This window comes from Pectobacterium parmentieri, from assembly GCF_001742145.1.
GTDB classification, from domain to species: domain Bacteria; phylum Pseudomonadota; class Gammaproteobacteria; order Enterobacterales; family Enterobacteriaceae; genus Pectobacterium; species Pectobacterium parmentieri.
The window spans coordinates 1,595,045-1,613,628 of the sequence record NZ_CP015749.1 but is presented as its reverse complement, the minus strand read 5'-3'; the positions used below and the strand labels follow the sequence as shown (position 1 = coordinate 1,613,628).

13 protein-coding genes, 1 pseudogene and 1 other annotated feature are annotated in these 18,584 nt (G+C 49.0%); of the genes and pseudogenes, 7 read left to right on the top strand and 7 right to left on the bottom strand.

All coding sequences use genetic code 11. From position 1 onward, the window contains the following. Positions 1 to 5: 5 nt before the first annotated feature. The 4 genes and pseudogenes from trpCF to A8F97_RS07100 all read right to left on the bottom strand — a co-directional run bounded on the left by trpCF (position 6) and on the right by A8F97_RS07100 (position 5,927). Positions 6 to 1,373 carry a bifunctional indole-3-glycerol-phosphate synthase TrpC/phosphoribosylanthranilate isomerase TrpF gene (gene trpCF, locus A8F97_RS07120; RefSeq protein WP_033071494.1) on the bottom strand — a complete coding sequence of 456 codons (1,368 nt, stop codon included), beginning with the start codon at positions 1,371 to 1,373 and terminating at the stop codon, positions 6 to 8. Between the two features lie 7 nt (positions 1,374 to 1,380). Continuing rightward, positions 1,381 to 3,026: pseudogene (trpD, locus tag A8F97_RS24575) on the bottom strand (bifunctional anthranilate synthase glutamate amidotransferase component TrpG/anthranilate phosphoribosyltransferase TrpD). Further along, a complete protein-coding gene (locus A8F97_RS07105; RefSeq protein ID WP_015730466.1) occupies positions 3,026 to 4,588 on the bottom strand; it encodes an anthranilate synthase component 1 in 1,563 nt (520 codons plus the stop codon). The pseudogene trpD and the gene A8F97_RS07105 overlap by 1 nt, the downstream one beginning before the upstream one ends. A gap of 31 nt (positions 4,589 to 4,619) precedes the next feature. Then, positions 4,620 to 4,724, bottom strand: a sequence feature (Trp leader region). Positions 4,725 to 4,889: 165 nt separating this feature from the next. Next, positions 4,890 to 5,927, bottom strand: a complete 1,038-nt coding sequence (locus tag A8F97_RS07100) for an AraC family transcriptional regulator (protein ID WP_015730467.1) — start codon at positions 5,925 to 5,927, stop codon at positions 4,890 to 4,892. Between the two features lie 426 nt (positions 5,928 to 6,353). Between A8F97_RS07100 and A8F97_RS07095 the strand changes: the two genes are divergently transcribed. The 4 genes from A8F97_RS07095 to rluB all read left to right on the top strand — a co-directional run bounded on the left by A8F97_RS07095 (position 6,354) and on the right by rluB (position 10,984). Beyond that, a complete protein-coding gene (locus tag A8F97_RS07095; protein ID WP_033071495.1) occupies positions 6,354 to 8,186 on the top strand; it encodes a glycosyltransferase in 1,833 nt (610 codons plus the stop codon). 105 nt (positions 8,187 to 8,291) lie between these two features. Beyond that, entirely contained in the window at positions 8,292 to 9,176 is an 885-nt protein-coding gene (gene rnm, locus A8F97_RS07090; RefSeq protein WP_162939885.1) for an RNase RNM, read from the top strand. Between the two features lie 141 nt (positions 9,177 to 9,317). Beyond that, positions 9,318 to 9,938 carry an L-threonylcarbamoyladenylate synthase gene (locus A8F97_RS07085; RefSeq protein ID WP_033071497.1) on the top strand — a complete coding sequence of 207 codons (621 nt, stop codon included), beginning with the start codon at positions 9,318 to 9,320 and terminating at the stop codon, positions 9,936 to 9,938. 161 nt (positions 9,939 to 10,099) lie between these two features. Continuing rightward, entirely contained in the window at positions 10,100 to 10,984 is an 885-nt protein-coding gene (rluB, locus tag A8F97_RS07080) for a 23S rRNA pseudouridine(2605) synthase RluB (protein ID WP_014699931.1), read from the top strand. An 82-nt stretch (positions 10,985 to 11,066) separates the two neighbouring features. Here the strand turns inward: rluB and cobO are convergent, their stop codons facing one another. Next, the gene (gene cobO / locus A8F97_RS07075; RefSeq protein WP_014699932.1) at positions 11,067 to 11,657 is read right to left on the bottom strand and encodes a cob(I)yrinic acid a,c-diamide adenosyltransferase; all 591 of its coding nucleotides are present in this window, start codon (positions 11,655 to 11,657) and stop codon (positions 11,067 to 11,069) included. Between the two features lie 17 nt (positions 11,658 to 11,674). Next, complete coding sequence (locus A8F97_RS07070; RefSeq protein ID WP_014699933.1) at positions 11,675 to 12,436, bottom strand: YciK family oxidoreductase; 762 nt, start codon at positions 12,434 to 12,436, stop codon at positions 11,675 to 11,677. A gap of 358 nt (positions 12,437 to 12,794) precedes the next feature. Between A8F97_RS07070 and sohB the strand changes: the two genes are divergently transcribed. Beyond that, positions 12,795 to 13,841, top strand: coding sequence for a protease SohB (gene sohB, locus A8F97_RS07065; protein WP_014699934.1), 1,047 nt, complete (start codon positions 12,795 to 12,797; stop codon positions 13,839 to 13,841). Positions 13,842 to 13,896: 55 nt separating this feature from the next. On the opposite strand, the gene A8F97_RS07060 is transcribed toward sohB, so the two are convergent. After that, on the bottom strand, positions 13,897 to 14,166 hold the full coding sequence (locus tag A8F97_RS07060; protein WP_033071498.1) for a YciN family protein: 270 nt from the start codon (positions 14,164 to 14,166) through the stop codon (positions 13,897 to 13,899). A gap of 325 nt (positions 14,167 to 14,491) precedes the next feature. Between A8F97_RS07060 and topA the strand changes: the two genes are divergently transcribed. Together topA and cysB are read left to right on the top strand one after the other, a co-directional pair. Continuing rightward, complete coding sequence (gene topA, locus A8F97_RS07055) at positions 14,492 to 17,092, top strand: type I DNA topoisomerase (RefSeq protein ID WP_033071499.1); 2,601 nt, start codon at positions 14,492 to 14,494, stop codon at positions 17,090 to 17,092. 440 nt (positions 17,093 to 17,532) lie between these two features. Then, entirely contained in the window at positions 17,533 to 18,507 is a 975-nt protein-coding gene (gene cysB, locus A8F97_RS07050) for an HTH-type transcriptional regulator CysB (RefSeq protein ID WP_014699937.1), read from the top strand. The last annotated feature ends 77 nt before the right edge of the window (positions 18,508 to 18,584 follow it).

Here is an 18,584-nt window from a genome sequence, read left to right as displayed (position 1 = left end):
CTGTTTTAGTGCTGCGGCTGACGTAATGTCGCAAAAACCGCAGCAATTTTATGTGAGTCTTTTTTTCCCGGTTCGCTTTCTACCCCGGAATTGAAATCCAGCCCTGCGCAACCTTGCTGTGCCGCGAGGGCGCAGTTATCGCTGTTTAGGCCACCGGCTAACAGCACGTTATCCAGTGACTGATTGTCCAACAGCGACCAGTTGAAGGATTGACCGCTGCCACCCTGACCGTTGTCAAACACGTAACGATCGATGTGGGTGAGATTACGCTCTGGCAGCACGTCTGCGATGCTCAGCGCTTTCCAAATCTGGCATGCCGCAGGTAATTGCTGGCGTAGCTGGTCGATAGTCTGTTGATCTTCATCGCCGTGTAGCTGAACGGCCGCTAATCCCAACTGTGTCGTGATAGCAACGATGTGTTCCACGGGCGCGTTGCGGAAAACACCGACATAGCGCAGTGGTGCTCCGGTGATGATGTCGGCGGCTTGTTTGGCGGCAACATAGCGTGGAGAGCTGGCGACGAAGATTAACCCGCCGTAGAGCGCACCAGCCTGATAGGCGGCCTGTGCATCTTCTGTGCGCGTCAGACCACAAACTTTGTTCTCGCCCAGAATAACGCGGCGTACCGCACCGTTCAGATCTGGCTCGGACATCAGCGAGCTGCCGATCAAGAATCCCTGAGCAAAGGCGCTGAGTTCACGAATCTGCGCATGGCGGTTGATACCAGATTCACTGATCACGGTTACGCCAGCCGGCAGACGTGGTGCAAGCGTCCGGGTACGGTTGAGGTCAATGGAGAGATCGCGCAGGTCGCGGTTGTTGATCCCGACAACGCGAGCTTCAAGCTGAATGGCTCGCTGTAGCTCCTCTTCATTACTGACTTCCGTCAACACGCCTAGCTTCAGACTGTGTGCTACCTCGGCCAGTTGCTGATATTGCTCGTCGTCCAGCACCGACAACATCAGCAGAATGGCATCGGCTTGATAGTAGCGCGCCAGATAAATCTGGTAGGGTGAAATAATGAAGTCTTTGCACAACACCGGCTGGTGTACTGCCGCACTGACCTGCGGCAGAAAGGCGAAGTCGCCCTGAAAATACTTCTCGTCGGTCAAAACGGAAATGGCAGACGCATAATCTTTATAGACCTGAGCAATGGCCACTGGGTCAAAATCGTCGCGGATCAACCCTTTTGACGGCGACGCCTTTTTGCATTCCAGAATAAAAGCGGGCTTATCCTGTTTCAGTGCCTGATAAAAGTCACGTTGGCTGGGGACGATTTCATGCTGAAAAGAGGCCAGCGGCTGTGCTTTCTCACGTTCAGCAACCCAGAGTGCTTTATCACGCACAATTTTATGTAATACGGTTTCCTGCATGGTTCCATTATCCTCTGGCGGACAGGGCGATAACACGCTGATAAGCCTGCCCGCTATGAATGACTTCAAGTGCCTGTTGCGCATTCTGGCGCAGATCTTCTTGTCCGAATAATCTCAGGAGCAAAGCAACGTTGGCGGCAACTGCAGCGGCGTGTGCGCGTTCACCTTTGCCTTGTAGCAGCGACGCGAGAATGTCACGATTTTCTTCCGGTGTACCGCCTTGTAATGCCGACAGTGGATGCGTATCCAGACCGAAATCGCGGTGCGTCAGTTCGTAGGTTTCGATCTCGCCGTTATTTAACTCGGCAACCTGCGTGGGGGCATGAATCGCGACTTCATCCATCCCGCCGCCGTGTACAACGGCGGCACGTTGATAGCCCAGTACTTTCAGCGTTTCGGCGATAGGACGAACCAATTCGGGGCTATATACGCCAATCAGCGCCAGTGGCGGGCGTGCCGGGTTAACCAGCGGCCCCAGTACGTTGAAAACGGTGCGGGTTTTGAGCTGCTGGCGCACCGGCATGGCATGGCGGAAACCCAAATGATATTGCGGAGCAAACAGGAAACACACGCCCAGATCGTCCAGCGCCTGACGTGAATCCTGTGCGCTCATATCCAACTTAATGCCAAAAGCGGAGAGCAAATCGGATGAGCCAGAACGGCTGGACACACTGCGGTTGCCGTGCTTGGCAATTTTCAGGCCACAACTGGCGGCAACGAAGGCACTGGCGGTTGAGATGTTGATGCTGTTCGTGCCGTCACCGCCGGTGCCGACGATATCGGCAAATAAATAGTCGGGGCGAGGAAACGGCTGTGCATCTGCCAGTAATGCCGTAGCGGCACCAGCAATTTCATCGGGATGCTCACCGCGCACTTTCATGCTAATCAACGCTGCTGCTAGTTGGCTGGCATCCAGTTCACCGCGGATAATGGCGCCAAACAGCGCATGACTTTCCTGACGGCTGATATTTTCCGCGCGGTATAATTTTTCCAGTATGTTTTGCATGATAAATACACCCTGAGCAGTAGACGGTTCTAAAGTCGCAGAAGACAGTTGCATAATCGTATCCCTCGTTAAGCTAGCGCCCAGTCCAGCGTTTGTTCCAGCAGTCGAGCGCCGTGTGTGGTCAGGATCGACTCAGGATGGAATTGAAAACCGCAGACGCGATCCGCGTCGTTACGCACCGCCATCACCATCGTGTTGAAGTGTGCGTTGACGGTTAGCGTAGAAGGAATGCTGCTGCCAACCAGCGAATGGTAGCGGGCAACGGGTAACGGGTGCGGTAAACCGCTAAACATGCCGCTGGCATCGTGGTCAATGGCAGACGCTTTGCCATGCAGGATCTCTCCCGCTTGACCGACATGACCGCCGTAGGCTTCCACGATAGCCTGATGGCCGAGGCAAATGCCGATAATCGGTAACTGACCGCGTAAGCGTTGTAGCAACTCCGGCATACAACCTGCTTCGGCCGGTGTGCCGGGGCCGGGGGAGAGCATCAGAATCGGTTTTTCCATCTGCTGTAACCGTGCAATGATGACGTCGGCAGGCAGATGGTTACGGTAAATCACGACCTGATGGCCGCTGGCACGTAGTTGATCCACCAGGTTGTAGGTGAATGAGTCGATATTATCGAGCAGCAGGATGTCAGCCATCAGAAGATCTCCTTTGCATGGTGCGCACTGGCAATGGCTCGCAGTACGGCGCGTGCTTTATTGCGTGTTTCATCGGCTTCGGCCTGCGGATCAGAATCCAGAACCACGCCAGCCCCCGCCTGAACGGTGGCAATACCGTCTTCAACATAGGCGGAGCGAATGACGATGCAGGTATCCAGATCGCCGTGAGCGGTGAAGTAGCCCACCGCACCGCCGTAGCTACCGCGTCGGGTTTTCTCGCTTTCGGCAATGAGCTGCATCGCCCGGACTTTTGGTGCGCCGCTCAGCGTGCCCATGTTCATGCAAGCGCGATAGGCGTGCAGCACATCCAAATCTTCACGCAGTGTGCCAACCACGCGCGACACCAGATGCATCACAAAGGAATAGCGGTCAACTTTGGTCAAATCAGCAACATAACGGCTACCCGGCTGACAGATGCGTGCCAGATCGTTACGGGCTAAATCCACCAACATGAGATGTTCAGCCAGTTCTTTATGGTCTGTACGCATTTCCAGCTCAATGCGGCTATCGAGATCGCGATCCAGCGAACCATCGGCACGGCGGCCGCGCGGACGGGTGCCTGCAATCGGATAGATTTCGATTTGGCGGCTGTCGGCATCGTACTTCAGTGAGCTTTCCGGCGAGGCACCGAACAGCGTGAAATCCTGATCTTGCATGTAAAACATGTAAGGGCTGGGATTGTTATCTTTCAGTGTTTGGTAAGCGGCCAGCGGTGAAGGGCAGGGTAAAGAGAAACGGCGTGATGGCACGACCTGAAAGATTTCACCGATGCGGATAGCTTCCTGCATCTGGCTGACAACTTCACCAAAGGCCTCATCGCTCTGGTTGCAACTCAGCGACATGTCTTCGATAGACTGACGCGGCAGGGCGGGAGCAGGCTGGGTGAGCTGAGATTGTAATTGCTCCAGACGCTGTTGCAGACGCTGCTTTTCGCTGTGGCTTGGTGTAAACAGGCTGGCTTGCAGGGCGGTTACGCGTTTTTGGTGGTCAAGCACCAGTAAGGTTTCTGCCAGATAGAAGCAAAAATCTGGGCAACGCTGCTGCTGGCTCAGCGCAGGCAATGCTTCAAACCCCGCGACCAGATCGTAAGCGAACAGGCCGCCAAGGAACATGGCTTCACGCTCGTCTGCCGGGCTGGTAACCAGCGTCAGAATCTGGCGTAAGGCATCAAATACAGAGAGCGAACGCAGGCGTGCATCTTCATCCTGCATGGCGTCTGCCAGTGGAAAGGTGAGTTCACGACCGTTCGGACGCGGCTGATTGAGAATTTCTGCAGGCAGTGCGGCATCCAGAAGCGGTAGCAGGCTGGCGCCGTTTGCGGTTAATGCCTGGATAGAAACCTGCTGGCCGAGTGCGGTGATGCGCAGTGCGCTATCAATGATTAACAGGCTTTTCAGATTTTCCTTGCTATCGATTTCAGCAGACTCTAACAGCAACGTGGCAGGCCTGGCACCGCAGAGCTGATGGAAGATGGCGCTGGGGTCGTTACGGTAAACGGCCTCGATACGCAGCAGTTCCAGTTTAGGTTGTGTTGTTTGCATTCTTGCTACCCGTTTAATGTTGTGCCCATCAAATAAAAAACCCGCTTAGTTAAGCGGGTCTGGGAATATCTGCATGTGTGATAACAGCGATGCGTGATTAGTCCACCCGCGATAGGGAAGAACGCCACCAACCATGTTTCATCGTTTTCTGCATTGCCATGATCATCATCTCGCTGTTTGTGTACCGATTAATATCTGCGCGCTGAGCTTGTGTACTAGTTAACTGGTTCGTCGATAAAATGTCAACACCTTCAATAGGATTATTTTATCCATGCTTTAAACGATAGAGGGCATCGGTATGTCATTTCATGGGCAGATCTACGTTCTTGCCACCGGTGTCACGAAAGAGCCGAGGGGATGACCTGAACCAGCGAAGGCATGCGCGATGGAAGCTACTGGGTTCTTTATACCCAACCAACTCAGCAATGTGAGACAAAGAATATTGACTGTAGATGAGATAATATTCTGCAAGATTCATTTTGACTTCCTCAAGAATATCCTTGAAATAGGTGCCTTCCTCATCCAGACGCCTCTGCAACGTCCGTGGTGTCATAAAAAGGTCAGAGGCTACAGAATGAATATTGCATGAACCGGCTTCCAGTTTTTTACTTATACTGTCTCTTACTCGGCTCTTTATTGTTTTATTAAACAGCATATCTATTAAGTAGGTTGCATGTTTTTCATGCAACTTAAAAAGTGACGAATTTGAAGTGGCCAATGGTATTAACAATGTCTCTGCATTCAGATAAACACAATTTTTATGTGTACCAAAGGTCATTGGACAAGCGAATAGTGTTTCATATTTGTTTATTCTACAGGGTTCCGGATAACTAAACTCCATGGAAGAAAAGTGAGTGAAATTATCACTCGCGAGCCATTGTAAATAAGCCAGTAAACTGGCAGTCGATAACTCGTGAAATTGACGTACAAGTTCCGTGTTTTTATCTTTTGGATATAGATAATTAAACTCTATACAGTATGTGTTTGTATTTTTCTTATCTAATTTTAACTGACAACCGCTGTACAATAGTCGAGAAAAACGGCAAAGGCACTCAAGTGCATGCAATAGATTTTTACTACTCATCATTATATAATTAACGACATCATAATCACTTGGGTGAAAGTATTCATAAAGAAGTAAGCCAAAACTTTCTCTTTCTCGTTCGGTATAGGCAATGTTAAGCAATTTTTGAATGTGATAAACACTGGTGAATTCGTTGTTACTTTCTTCGTTTTTGCTATGTGTTGTTGTGCTTCTTGATAGTGAATCTAGGTTTACCCCTTCTTTCTTTAACATGCCTTCTAATTTTTCTATATGTTTTACTCTTATTAAATACATATCACCACACTCCTTGTTTTATTGTCTTATATACTTTTTACGCTTCAATGCGCATGTTTGTTAGATCTAAGTTGATAATGCTTCGAGTTGTTAAAAATGCTAACGGTTTGTGCTGAAACTCGAATTGCTTGCGGCGTGTCTCATGTGCCAAATGAAGTCATGATATGAAGTTTAATGTAGCAAAAATGTCATTTAATGACAAAATGATGTCACCATTAAACATGGCTATCTGTGGAAGGTTTTTTTGACATAGATAGTCAAATTAATGTCACTGTTTGCTATTTATAATAAATTTAATAATAAGATACTAATTTTTCATTAACCATGGTGGTTATCCGTATTCAGGTGGCGCAGTGATATCATCACATTATGGTGTAAATCATCTCCTTCCTGGATATTGCAACGGTTTTTTAATGGATTTTATTTATGATTGAATTTATCTCTATTGATAGAAACGAGATTTTGTATGTTTCTTCTTTTTTAGTGATTCTGAGGTCTGTATTACTTTATGTTTTTTCAAAAAGAAGTAGTAATGTAAAAATCAGCGTGTTGATGTTAACCTTTTTTCTATTATTTATGACGGCATCAATCCTGTCATCGTGGTCGATTATTTATTTTGTAGGGCTATTTTTTATTGGAGGTGTTATCTCTTTCGCGTGGTCGATATACTCAGGTCTGCTAACGTCGCTTGGTACAGGGCTTGCCGCGATTAATGTCACGTTATTTCTATGTATGCTTAGCTATGCTCTTTCTTTTTATGAGATATTTGTAGGACATGGTTTTCAAAATATTTTTATTGCTCTGGTTTTATTTTCAACAGTAACTTCTGTTTATTCATTTTATTACTCTCCATTTTCTCAAAACGCGTTATTTTACCTTGATTTTAAAATAAACAAAAAACTGACACATGTCCAGACTGTTAGTCGTGTCTGCTCACCCAAAGTCACCATTCATCTACCTTGCTATTCAGAACCGCCTGAAATAGTGATTACTACACTGAATAGTATCCTAGAATTAGATTACGATAACTATGAGGTTATCGTCATAGATAATAATACTCAGGATGAAGCGTTGTGGAGGCCAGTGGAAAAACACTGTGACATGTTGGGAGGTAAATTTAAATTTCATCATGTTCCTGTGCTGAGCGGAGCAAAGGCTGGAGCGCTGAATTATGCATTAAATATTACATCATCCGATACTGAATTGATCGCTGTGATTGATGCGGATTATATCATTGAACCGGATTTCATTCGGCGATATGTCGAAATTTTTAAAGATGAAAATGTCGGTTTTGTTCAGACGAGCCACGATTACTACAATTATCAATCAAGTCACGTTATGGAGGGGGCCTATTACTTTTGGGTGCTGTTCCATAAAATAGAATTGCCATCATATACAGAAATAAACTCTGCATTTACCGTCGGGACAATGTGTATCTTGAGAAAGAATATATTGGAGAAGGTCGGGGGATGGGATGAAACTGCTCTGACAGAAGATTCCGAACTTGCCGTAAGAATGCATGCTCAGGGACATGTTGGGTATGTATTTGCTGATACAGTAGGGAGAGGGCTGATCCCTACAACGTTTTCTGATATGAAAAAACAACAAATGAGATGGACGGCTGGCCCCGTTCAACAATTACTTAAACATTGGCGTCTGTACCTCGGATTTTCCAGTGAAAATAAAATGACGCTCAATCAAAAGATAATGGAAATCAGGCATAGCACATCGAGAATGAAACCCGTTTTTTCACTAATTTCACTCCACGTCATGGTAATGGTGAGCATCTTTTTGTTGAGTGGGGATGTTAACTTATCGATACCGTATGAAATGGTGATATTCTCTTTGTGTATGTTGATGGGGAGCTTTGTTGAGAAAATGGCCTATTTTAGATTATTTAATTGCACCAGAATTCTTCCTGTTCTTTATCATGGTATTATGGCTAGGGCGTTAGAGTGGACTTTTATTTGTGGGGTCATATCGCCACTATTCGGCATTTCAATAAAATGGGATAGAACGAATAAATTTGAAAATTCAAAGAGTATTAAACGTGCGTTTTTGGCATCAAAAACAGAAGTGATAATGAGTGGGGTTTTCTTCTTTTACTCATTTTACTTATTATCGGGAAATCATTCTGGCTATAATGATTTTGTTTTTCTTACAGGGATCGTATGTTTTGTTCAAGGGCTAAATTTCTTATGTGCGCTGTTTGTGTCTTCCCTATTGGAGAATAATTTACGTACTGCGGGAGCATCTTAAAATTTCACTGGGAAAAGCAGATAAAAAGGCCTGTATCGGCATGGATGATAATTACCTTTTTCTTCTCATTAATGGCATCATGCGGCCTTCGTATGATTCTTGTTAATGGATAGGCTTGTGCCAGAAGATTCTCAACCGATATCGTCATTCCCACTTTATGACTTGCATAGCCATACCACGGCGTCTGATGGCCTTTTAACGCCGACGGCGTTGGTCAGTCGGGCGGTAGACATGCGGGTGAGCGTGCTGGCTATTACCGACCACGACACGACCGCCGGGCTCGGAGAAGCACGGAATGCGATTGCACAACATGGGTTGCCGCTGAGACTAATTCCCGGCGTGGAGATCTCCACGTTGTGGGAAAATCATGAGATCCATATTGTCGGATTGGGGATGGATATTGCCCATCCTGCGTTAAGTGGATTGCTCCAACAGCAGGCGGATAACCGGCAGAGTCGTGCGGAACAGATCGCGACTCGGCTGGAAAAATCCCGTATTCCCGATGCGTTGGCTGGTGCACAGCGTCTGGCAACGGGAGGTCAAATTACACGGGCGCATTTTGCGCGTTATATGATCGAACTGGGCATCGCGACGAACATGAATCAAGTGTTCAAAAAATATCTGGCGAAAGGCAAAATCGGCTACGTGCCACCGCAGTGGTGCACCATTCCACAAGCGATTGAGGCGATCCATCAATCTGGTGGTGTGTCAGTGTTAGCGCATCCGGGGCGCTACGATCTGACGGCCAAATGGCTAAAGCGCCTGTTAGCCATGTTTGCAGAAAGTGGCGGGATCGCAATGGAGGTCGCGCAGTGCCAGCAGGCGCCGGATGAACGGACACAGCTTGCTCGCTATGCGCGTGATTTCAACCTGATGGCGTCGCAAGGATCGGATTTCCATCTGCCTTGTGCCTGGATTGAGCTGGGGCGTAAGCTATGGCTGCCTGCCGACGTCGAGCCGGTTTGGTATCATCCATTATTGGCAAATTAGCTGAACATTACCGCGTAATGGCATCGCTATCTCATGAAATAACAATCTTTTACCACCGACACGTTCTATAATAACCCTATTGCACTATGACGCGGTGTGGGATGAGCAACGCCGCGCAATGTCAGACGCACGAGGTAGGTCATGAGTCAGTTCTTCTATATTCATCCGCAGAATCCGCAACCACGATTAATCAGCCAATCGGTGGAATTTTTGCATAAAGGTGGGGTGATTGTTTACCCAACGGATTCCGGCTATGCGTTGGGCTGCATGCTGGGCGAAAAGAATGCGTTGGAACGTATTTGTCGCATTCGCGATCTGGGTAGCGATCATAACTTCACGCTGATGTGCCGCGATCTATCCGAACTATCGACGTACGCCCATGTTGATAACTCGGCTTTCCGGTTGATTAAAAATAATACGCCAGGTAATTACACCTTTATCCTAAAAGCGACAAAAGAAGTACCCCGTCGTTTAATGAATGAAAAACGTAAAACCATCGGCCTACGTGTGCCGTCTAATCCTATTGCACTGGATCTGCTGGCCGCGCTGAATGAACCGTTGATGTCGACAACGCTGATGCTGCCGGGAAATGATTTTGCTGAATCCGATCCAGAAGAAATTCAGGAAGAATTGGGAAAATTGGTGGATTTGATTATCCACGGCGGCTCCCTGGGTCAACAGCCAACGACGGTTATCGACTTGACCGAATCCGTACCGCGCGTCGCCCGTGAAGGCACTGGCGATGTTACGCCGTTCCTATAAGCACTGCGACGGGCGGTAACAATGAGAATACAAATGGCGCGAAGATCGGTATAATCGCGCCAGCGTTGAATATTAGGCATGATTTTTACGTAACTTGCTGAATTTTATAAGCAGTTATGACTCCCCCCGACGCCTGGGAAGGCGACACTAGAGGCTGCTCAATGAGCGAAAAGTTACAAAAAGTTCTGGCGCGCGCCGGACATGGCTCACGCCGCGAAATTGAAGGTATCATTCAGGCTGGACGCGTCAGCGTTGACGGTAAGGTTGCCACATTGGGCGATCGCGTTGAAGTGACGAAAGCCACCAAAATCCGTATTGATGGTCATGTGGTTACCGTTAAGGAAACCGAAGAAACCGTGTGTCGCGTTCTGGTGTATTACAAACCAGAAGGCGAGTTGTGTACCCGCAACGATCCTGATGGGCGTCCAACGGTGTTTGACCGTTTGCCGAAAATTCAGGGCTCCCGTTGGGTTGCAGTAGGGCGTCTGGATGTGAATACCTCCGGTCTGCTGCTGTTCACGACCGACGGTGAATTGGCCAATCGCCTGATGCACCCCAGCCGTGAGGTTGAGCGCGAATATGCCGTGCGGGTCTTCGGTGAGGTTGATGACGAAAAGATCAAGCAACTGAGTAAAGGCGTACAGTTGGAAGACGGTCCTGCCGCGTTCCGCACTATCCGCTATCAGGGCGGTGAAGGTCTGAACCAGTGGTATAACGTGACGCTGACAGAGGGGCGTAACCGTGAAGTTCGCCGCCTGTGGGAAGCCGTTGGCGTGCAGGTTAGCCGCCTGATCCGCGTGCGCTACGGCGATATTACGTTGCCGAAAGGTATTCCGCGCGGTGGCTGGGCAGAAATGCCGCTGGAACAACTGAACTATCTGCGTGAGTTAGTGCAACTTCCGGCCGAAACCGTATCGAAGCTGCCGGTTGAGCGTGAACGCCGTCGGGTGAAAGCGAACCAGATCCGCCGTGCGGTAAAACGTCACAGCCAGATCAGCAGTGCTCCTGCGCGCCGCACATCTCCAAAGCCGAAACGTAACGGCTAATCTTTTTCTCCATACGCTTCACGGGCAGTCTCGCTGCCCGTTTTCATTTGGTTCTATTGCTTTTAGTAATTAGGACTAAAGACTACCAGTCAATTCCTTGCTGGGCCTGAATCCCGTTATCAAACGCATGCTTTACCGGGCGCATTTCTGTCACGGTATCGGCCATTTCCAGTAAATCACGGTGGCAACCCCGCCCAGTAATAATGACGGTCTGCCCAGCAGGGCGCTGTTTTAAGGTGGTGACAACGTCACTTAAATTTAAATAATCGTAGCTAATCATATACGTCAGTTCATCTAATACCACGAGGTCAAGCTGTGGATCGGTCAACATCCGTTTACCTGCCTGCCAGACCTTCTGTGCTGCTGTGGTATCCGTCTGGCGATTCTGCGTATCCCAGGTAAAACCGGTCGCCATCACCTGAAATTCCACACCGTGTTGTTGTAGCAGATTTTTTTCACCGTTTGGCCATTCACCTTTAATAAACTGAATCACGCCAGCTCGCAATCCGTGGCCTATCGCCCGTGTGACGGTACCAAATGCTGCCGTCGTTTTCCCTTTCCCGTTACCGGTGAAGACGATCAGAATGCCACGCGTTTCATTCGCGGCAGCGATGCGGGCATCGACCTTTTCTTTCAGGCGTTGTTGGCGTTGCTGGTGACGTTCATCGCTCATATTCGTGCTCTTCTCTATTATTCGGCTGGACCGGCTTTTCTACCCGGCTGTGCATCAAAACTCATCCCCGTCTTGCGGCGGCTGTCGTCACCCATCAGGTAAAGATACAGCGGCATGATATCTGTCGGCGTTTTCAGCTTCATTGGATCTTCGTTGGGGAAAGCGGCTGCGCGCATTCCCGTCCGCGTACCACCGGGATTAATACAGTTCACTCGTAGATTTTGTGAGCGATATTCTTCTGCCAGTACCTGCATCAAACCTTCTGTGGCGAACTTGGATACGGAATAGGCTCCCCAGTTGGCGCGACCTTCGCGACCGACGCTGGAACTGGTGAAAACCAGAGAAGAGCAGGGTGATTTCAATAGCAGGGGTAGCAGCGCTTGCGTCAACATAAAGGTCGCGTTGATGTTAACCTGCATAACCTGATGCCAGATCTCAGGCGTTTGCTGTACAACAGGGGCAACTTCTCCAAGCAATCCGGCGTTGTGGAGTACGCCATCCAGATGCGGTACAACCTGTGCCAGTTCATCCGCCAACTGAAAGCACTGTGCAGAGGATAAGGCCAACATATCGCAGACAATAACGTGTGCTGTCGCACGATGTTCCTGTTCGATCTGCTGCTTAACCGCCTGTAGTTTACTTTCCGTCCGCCCTAATAAGATGACGTGAGCGCCGTAACGGGCGTAGGTCATCGCCGCTTCCCGGCCAATGCCATCTCCGGCACCAGTGACCAGAATGATGCGGTTTTGCAGTAAATCGATTTTAGGCTGGTAATGCACAATGAATTCCTCATGCCGCGGCGCGAAATAACCACGCTTCTAGATAGTAGACCTGCCATAGCATATCGGCGCGACGTGAGCTGTCGGGGCGTGCGGTTCGGAACGTCAGGTGAAGGCGTATCCGGGCAGGGTGAATGGGGGTGTTATGCCTCAAATGTTGCATGTTTTCAATGAGACTACCGCTATTTGCCTCTGTACTGTTGTAAAAAACGGCAATAGATAGAGAAACCGCAGGAATAACATCGCCATATTGTGTGCCATCAGTTAGGTTATAGGAAGGGAATGGCGCGTGACGTCAACGCTATAGTTGGCTGGTAGGCCAATATTAATTAATGCTCAGTCAATGAGGACGGTGTTTGTGGAATTACTTTCTCTGTACGGTTTATTCCTGGCTAAGGTGCTCACCATCGTGGTGGCTATTGGTGCGTTAGTCGTTCTGGCATTCGGGATGACACAACGTAAACGCCAGCATAAAGGTGAGTTACAGGTCACGAATTTGGGCGAGCAATATCAGGAAATTCAGCGTGAAATGCAGACAGCCTGTATGAGCGACACTGAACGCAAGTTGTTATCTAAACAAGAAAAAAAGAAAGAAAAAGAAACCGCGAAGCAAGATAAACAGCGTGCCAAGCGTGGCGAAGAGAAAAGTGTAAAACCGTGCCTGTACGTTCTCGATTTCAATGGCAGTATGGATGCAGGCGAAGTCAGTTCGCTGCGTGAAGAGATCTCTGCCGTGCTCGCCGTGGCGAAACCGAAAGATGAAGTATTGCTGCGTCTGGAAAGCCCTGGCGGTGTGGTACACGGCTATGGACTGGCAGCGTCGCAGTTACAGCGCCTGCGCCAAGGCGGTGTGCGGTTGACTGTCTCCGTAGATAAAGTTGCCGCCAGTGGTGGATACATGATGGCCTGCGTGGCCGATCGTATTGTAGCGGCTCCCTTTGCTATTGTTGGATCTATTGGTGTCGTGGCGCAAATTCCCAACTTCCACCGTTTGCTGAAAAACAAAGATATTGATGTTGAACTGCATACCGCGGGTGAATTTAAACGCACGTTGACGCTGTTTGGTGAGAATACCGAGCAAGGCCGTGAAAAATTCCGCGAAGATCTGAACGTGACGCACACGCTGTTTAAAGACTTTGTGCAACAGATGCGCCCATCGCTGGATATTGATTCAGTTGCGACAGGAGAGCACTGGTTTGGCACGCAGGCGAAAGATTTGGGATTGATCGATGCTATCGGCACCAGTGACGACCTGCTCATTGCCGAAATGGCGAACCATGAGGTATTAAGTGTGCGCTATACGCGCCGTAAACGCCTGCTGGATCGCCTAACGGGCAGCGCAGGCGATACCGCAGAACGCCTGATGCTACGTTGGTGGCAGCGTGGTTCGAAGCCCCTGCTATAACCGATTATTGTTAAGCCGTATAACATCAAGTGCCCGCCGTTCGCGGGCATTTGTATTAATCGACCAAATAATATTTTTCGGATAAAACATGCGCAAGGTGTTTGAACATGTTAAATACTGCGGTGCTTTTTAAGGTTGGAATTCCGTTTGCATCGAGAAAAAACTCACCGCGGAAAACCAATACGTCGTTTTTTTGTTCTACGCTATCAGCGACCATGCCATGCAAATAATCATCGTGATGTTTAATGATGTCATTAGCCTCAACTAATAAACTCTGGCGGCTAATCGGACGTTTTTCTTCGTTAACCTGATATTCAGGTGACATGATTGTTACTCCTGTACGTCCCTTGAAAAAGGGGGAATTACACTATATCAACAATGTTTGTTCCAAAACTGCATCAAGAGAAAGGGTACTGCGATACGGTTTCAGCGTAAAGAGCAGATTATGAGGCAAATGGGCTACATTTTAGGGGCTTACCTGCCGATATTCAGTTTGGCAGGAAGCGGATAAAACAGTGTCCCCATGCTAATTAGGTTGCGTGGCAGCATTTATCAGGTAGAGTGTGGGATTTTGCGCAGTCAGTAGAATCCGCTCTGAATGCCCCGAAAAATATCTGATTTTCAGAAGAATTCAGCAGGTAATAGTACATATGGGTAAAGCTCTCGTTATCGTCGAGTCCCCGGCAAAAGCCAAAACGATCAATAAGTATTTAGGCAATGACTACGTGGTGAAATCCAGCGTCGGTCATGTACGCGATTTGCCGACAAGTGGCTCAGCCAGTAAAAAGAGCGCGGACTCAACGACTAAAGATAAAACGAAAAAGAAAGTCAAAAAGGATGAAAAATCCGCGCTAGTTAATCGTATGGGCGTCGATCCTTATCATGGCTGGAAAGCTAACTACGAAATCCTGCCGGGTAAGGAGAAGGTTGTTTCCGAACTAAAAACGCTGGCGGAAAATGCTGACCACATCTATCTCGCAACCGACCTTGACCGCGAAGGGGAAGCCATTGCCTGGCACCTGCGGGAAATTATTGGTGGTGACGATCGGCGTTTCAGTCGCGTAGTGTTTAACGAAATCACGAAAAATGCCATTACACAGGCGTTTGAAAAACCAGACACGTTGAATATTGACCGCGTTAATGCACAGCAGGCGCGTCGGTTTATGGATCGCGTGGTGGGTTACATGGTTTCCCCGCTGTTGTGGAAAAAGATTGCGCGTGGCCTGTCTGCCGGGCGTGTGCAGTCGGTTGCAGTGCGCCTGATTGTCGATCGTGAGCGCGAAATTAAAGCGTTCGTGCCGGAAGAATATTGGGAATTGCACGCCGACTTATTGGCGGGCAGTGATATTCAACTGCAAATGCAGGTAACGCATCACAACGGCAAACCGTTTAAGCCCGTTAACAAAGATCAAACGCATGCGGCGGTCAGCCTGCTTGAGAATGCACGCTATATCGTTGCTGACCGCGAAGATAAGCCGACTAGCAGCAAACCCGGTGCGCCGTTCATTACGTCAACGCTGCAACAGGCTGCCAGTACACGTCTTGGTTTTGGTGTGAAAAAGACCATGATGATGGCGCAGCGTCTGTACGAAGCGGGCTACATTACCTATATGCGTACCGACTCCACGAACCTCAGTCAGGATGCGTTGACGATGGTGCGTGGCTATATCGGCGAAGAATTCGGCAAGCGCTATCTGCCGGAGGCGGCAATCGCCTACAGCAGCAAAGAAAATTCACAGGAAGCGCACGAAGCCATTCGACCTTCCGATGTAGGTGTGCTGGCTGACAGCCTGAAGGATATGGAAGCCGATGCGCAGAAGCTGTATCAGTTGATCTGGCGTCAGTTCGTCGCCTGTCAAATGACGCCAGCGCAATACGACTCCACCACGCTAATCGTGGAAGCCGCAGATTATCAACTGCGTGCAAAAGGCCGAACGCTGCGTTTTGATGGCTGGACGAAAGTCATGCCAGCGCTGCGTAAGAATGATGAAGATCGCACGTTGCCGACCGTGGCCGTAGGTGAAGCATTATCACTACAGAAACTGCTGCCAGGGCAACACTTCACCAAACCACCGGCACGTTACAGCGATGCATCGCTGGTTAAAGAGCTGGAAAAACGCGGTATTGGTCGTCCTTCTACCTACGCCTCGATTATTTCAACCATCCAGGATCGTGGCTATGTCCGGGTGGAAAACCGCCGTTTCTACGCCGAGAAGATGGGTGAAATTGTTACCGATCGGCTGGAAGAAAACTTCCGCGAATTGATGAATTACGATTTCACCGCGCGGATGGAAAGCCGTCTCGATCAGGTCGCCAATAATCAGGCTGAATGGAAAGCCGTACTGGATGAGTTCTTCAATGAATTTAGCCAGCAGTTGGAAAAGGCAGAACAGGACCCTGAAGAAGGCGGCATGCGGCCCAATGCGATGGTGTTGACCAGCATTGACTGCCCGACCTGCTCTCGTCAAATGGGTATTCGTACTGCCAGTACTGGGGTGTTTCTGGGTTGTTCCGGCTATGCACTGTCGCCGAAAGAGCGCTGTAAAACCACGATCAATCTGATACCAGAAACTGAAGTGCTGAATGTGTTAGAAGGCGATGAAGCCGAAACTAACGCACTGCGTGCTCGTCGTCGCTGTGAAAAATGTGGTACGGCGATGGACAGCTACCTGATTGATAACCAGCGTAAACTGCACGTTTGCGGGAATAACCCAGCCTGTGATGGGTATGAGATCGAAACGGGCGAGTTCCGTATCAAGGGCTATGATGGGCCGATCGTTGAGTGTGAGAAATGTGGTTCCGAAATGCATCTCAAAATGGGACGCTTCGGTAAATACATGTCATGCACCGGCGAAACGTGCAGTAACACGCGTAAGATCTTGCGTAATGGCGATGTTGCGCCACCGAAAGAAGATCCGGTGCCGTTGCCTGAGCTGCCTTGCGAGAAGTCTGATGCCTATTTCGTATTGCGCGACGGCGCTGCGGGAGTATTCCTCGCGGCCAATACGTTCCCGAAATCTCGTGAAACGCGGGCACCACTGGTAGAGGAACTGGTGCGATTTAAAGATCGCTTGCCGGAGAAACTGCGCTATTTGGCCGATGCCCCGGAGGTCGATAAAGACGGCAATAAAACGCAGGTGCGTTTCAGCCGTAAGACCAAACAGCAATATGTCTCGTCAGAGAAAGACGGCAAGGCAACGGGCTGGTCGGCGTTTTATATTGACGGAAAATGGGTTGAAGGGAAGAAGTAACCTCTTTCTGTCACCTTACGCACTGCTGTGTTTGTGCGTTAAAAATAGCTAAATCGAGCCAGCCGTGAGGCTGGTTTTTTTTATCGTAAAAATATCCTGATAAAACAATCGTATGAGGATAGTCTTGCGGTAGCATAAGGATTGTTGATCCGTGATAGAGAATCATGCGGTTTACCTCGGTGATAATCGCACGCACTGCGTTCTTTATCGCTGCAGTTATGCAAAAATGGTTATATAAAAATAATTTTTATGATTAAATGACATTAATTGATGGGAATATACGCCAGATGGTGAAGGCGCATACCCTAAATAATTCGAGTTGCGCGGCCAACGCACAGCAGCTTGAAGTATGACGAGTATAATCAAGGTCAATAAAACGGAACGTCGTCAGAACGTCGTGAGATGCTACACGCACACTTCAATTGGGAATGGGATAAATTATGAAACTACAACAGCTTCGTTATATTGTTGAAGTTGTTAATCACAACCTGAATGTGTCTTCTACCGCAGAAGGGTTGTACACCTCTCAGCCGGGGATCAGTAAACAGGTCCGCATGCTGGAGGATGAGTTGGGTATTCAGATTTTTGCCCGTAGTGGGAAACACCTGACACAGGTGACACCCGCTGGACAGGAAGTCATCCGTATCGCACGTGAAGTGTTGTCGAAAGTCGATGCCATCAAAGCAGTTGCCGGAGAGCATACCTATCCCGATAAAGGGTCGCTGTACGTCGCAACTACCCATACACAGGCCCGCTACGCGCTGCCTAGCGTCATCAAAGGTTTCATCGATCGCTATCCTCGCGTATCGCTGCACATGCATCAGGGCTCGCCGACGCAGATTGCCGAGGCCGTTGCGAAAGGGTCTGCAGACTTTGCTATTGCAACTGAAGCCCTGCATTTGTACGACGATCTGATCATGCTGCCGTGTTATCACTGGAATCGCGCGGTGGTGGTAACACCCGATCACCCGCTGGCATCCAAAACAGATATCTCTATTGAAGAACTGGCAGCTTATCCCATTGTCACCTATACCTTTGGCTTTACGGGGCGCTCCGAACTGGATACCGCGTTTAACCGGGCTGGCCTCACGCCGCGTATCGTCTTTACCGCAACGGATGCCGATGTGATTAAGACCTACGTGCGTTTGGGGTTGGGTGTTGGGGTGATTGCCAATATGGCAGTCGATCCGCAAACGGAAACCGATCTGGTGACCATCAACGCGAACAGTATCTTCAGCTACAGCACGACGAAAATTGGCTTCCGGCGCAGCACGTTCCTGCGGAGTTACATGTACGATTTCATTCAGCGTTTTGCCCCGCATTTGACGCGCGATGTTGTCGATTCTGCTGTGGCGCTGCGTTCAAATGATGAAATTGAAGCGATGTTTAAAGACGTTACGCTGCCAGTGAAGTAAGCGTTGTCAGACGTACTAACGTAAAAAAGCCAGACACTGTCTGGCTTTTTATCATCTGACGCATGACTAATAACACC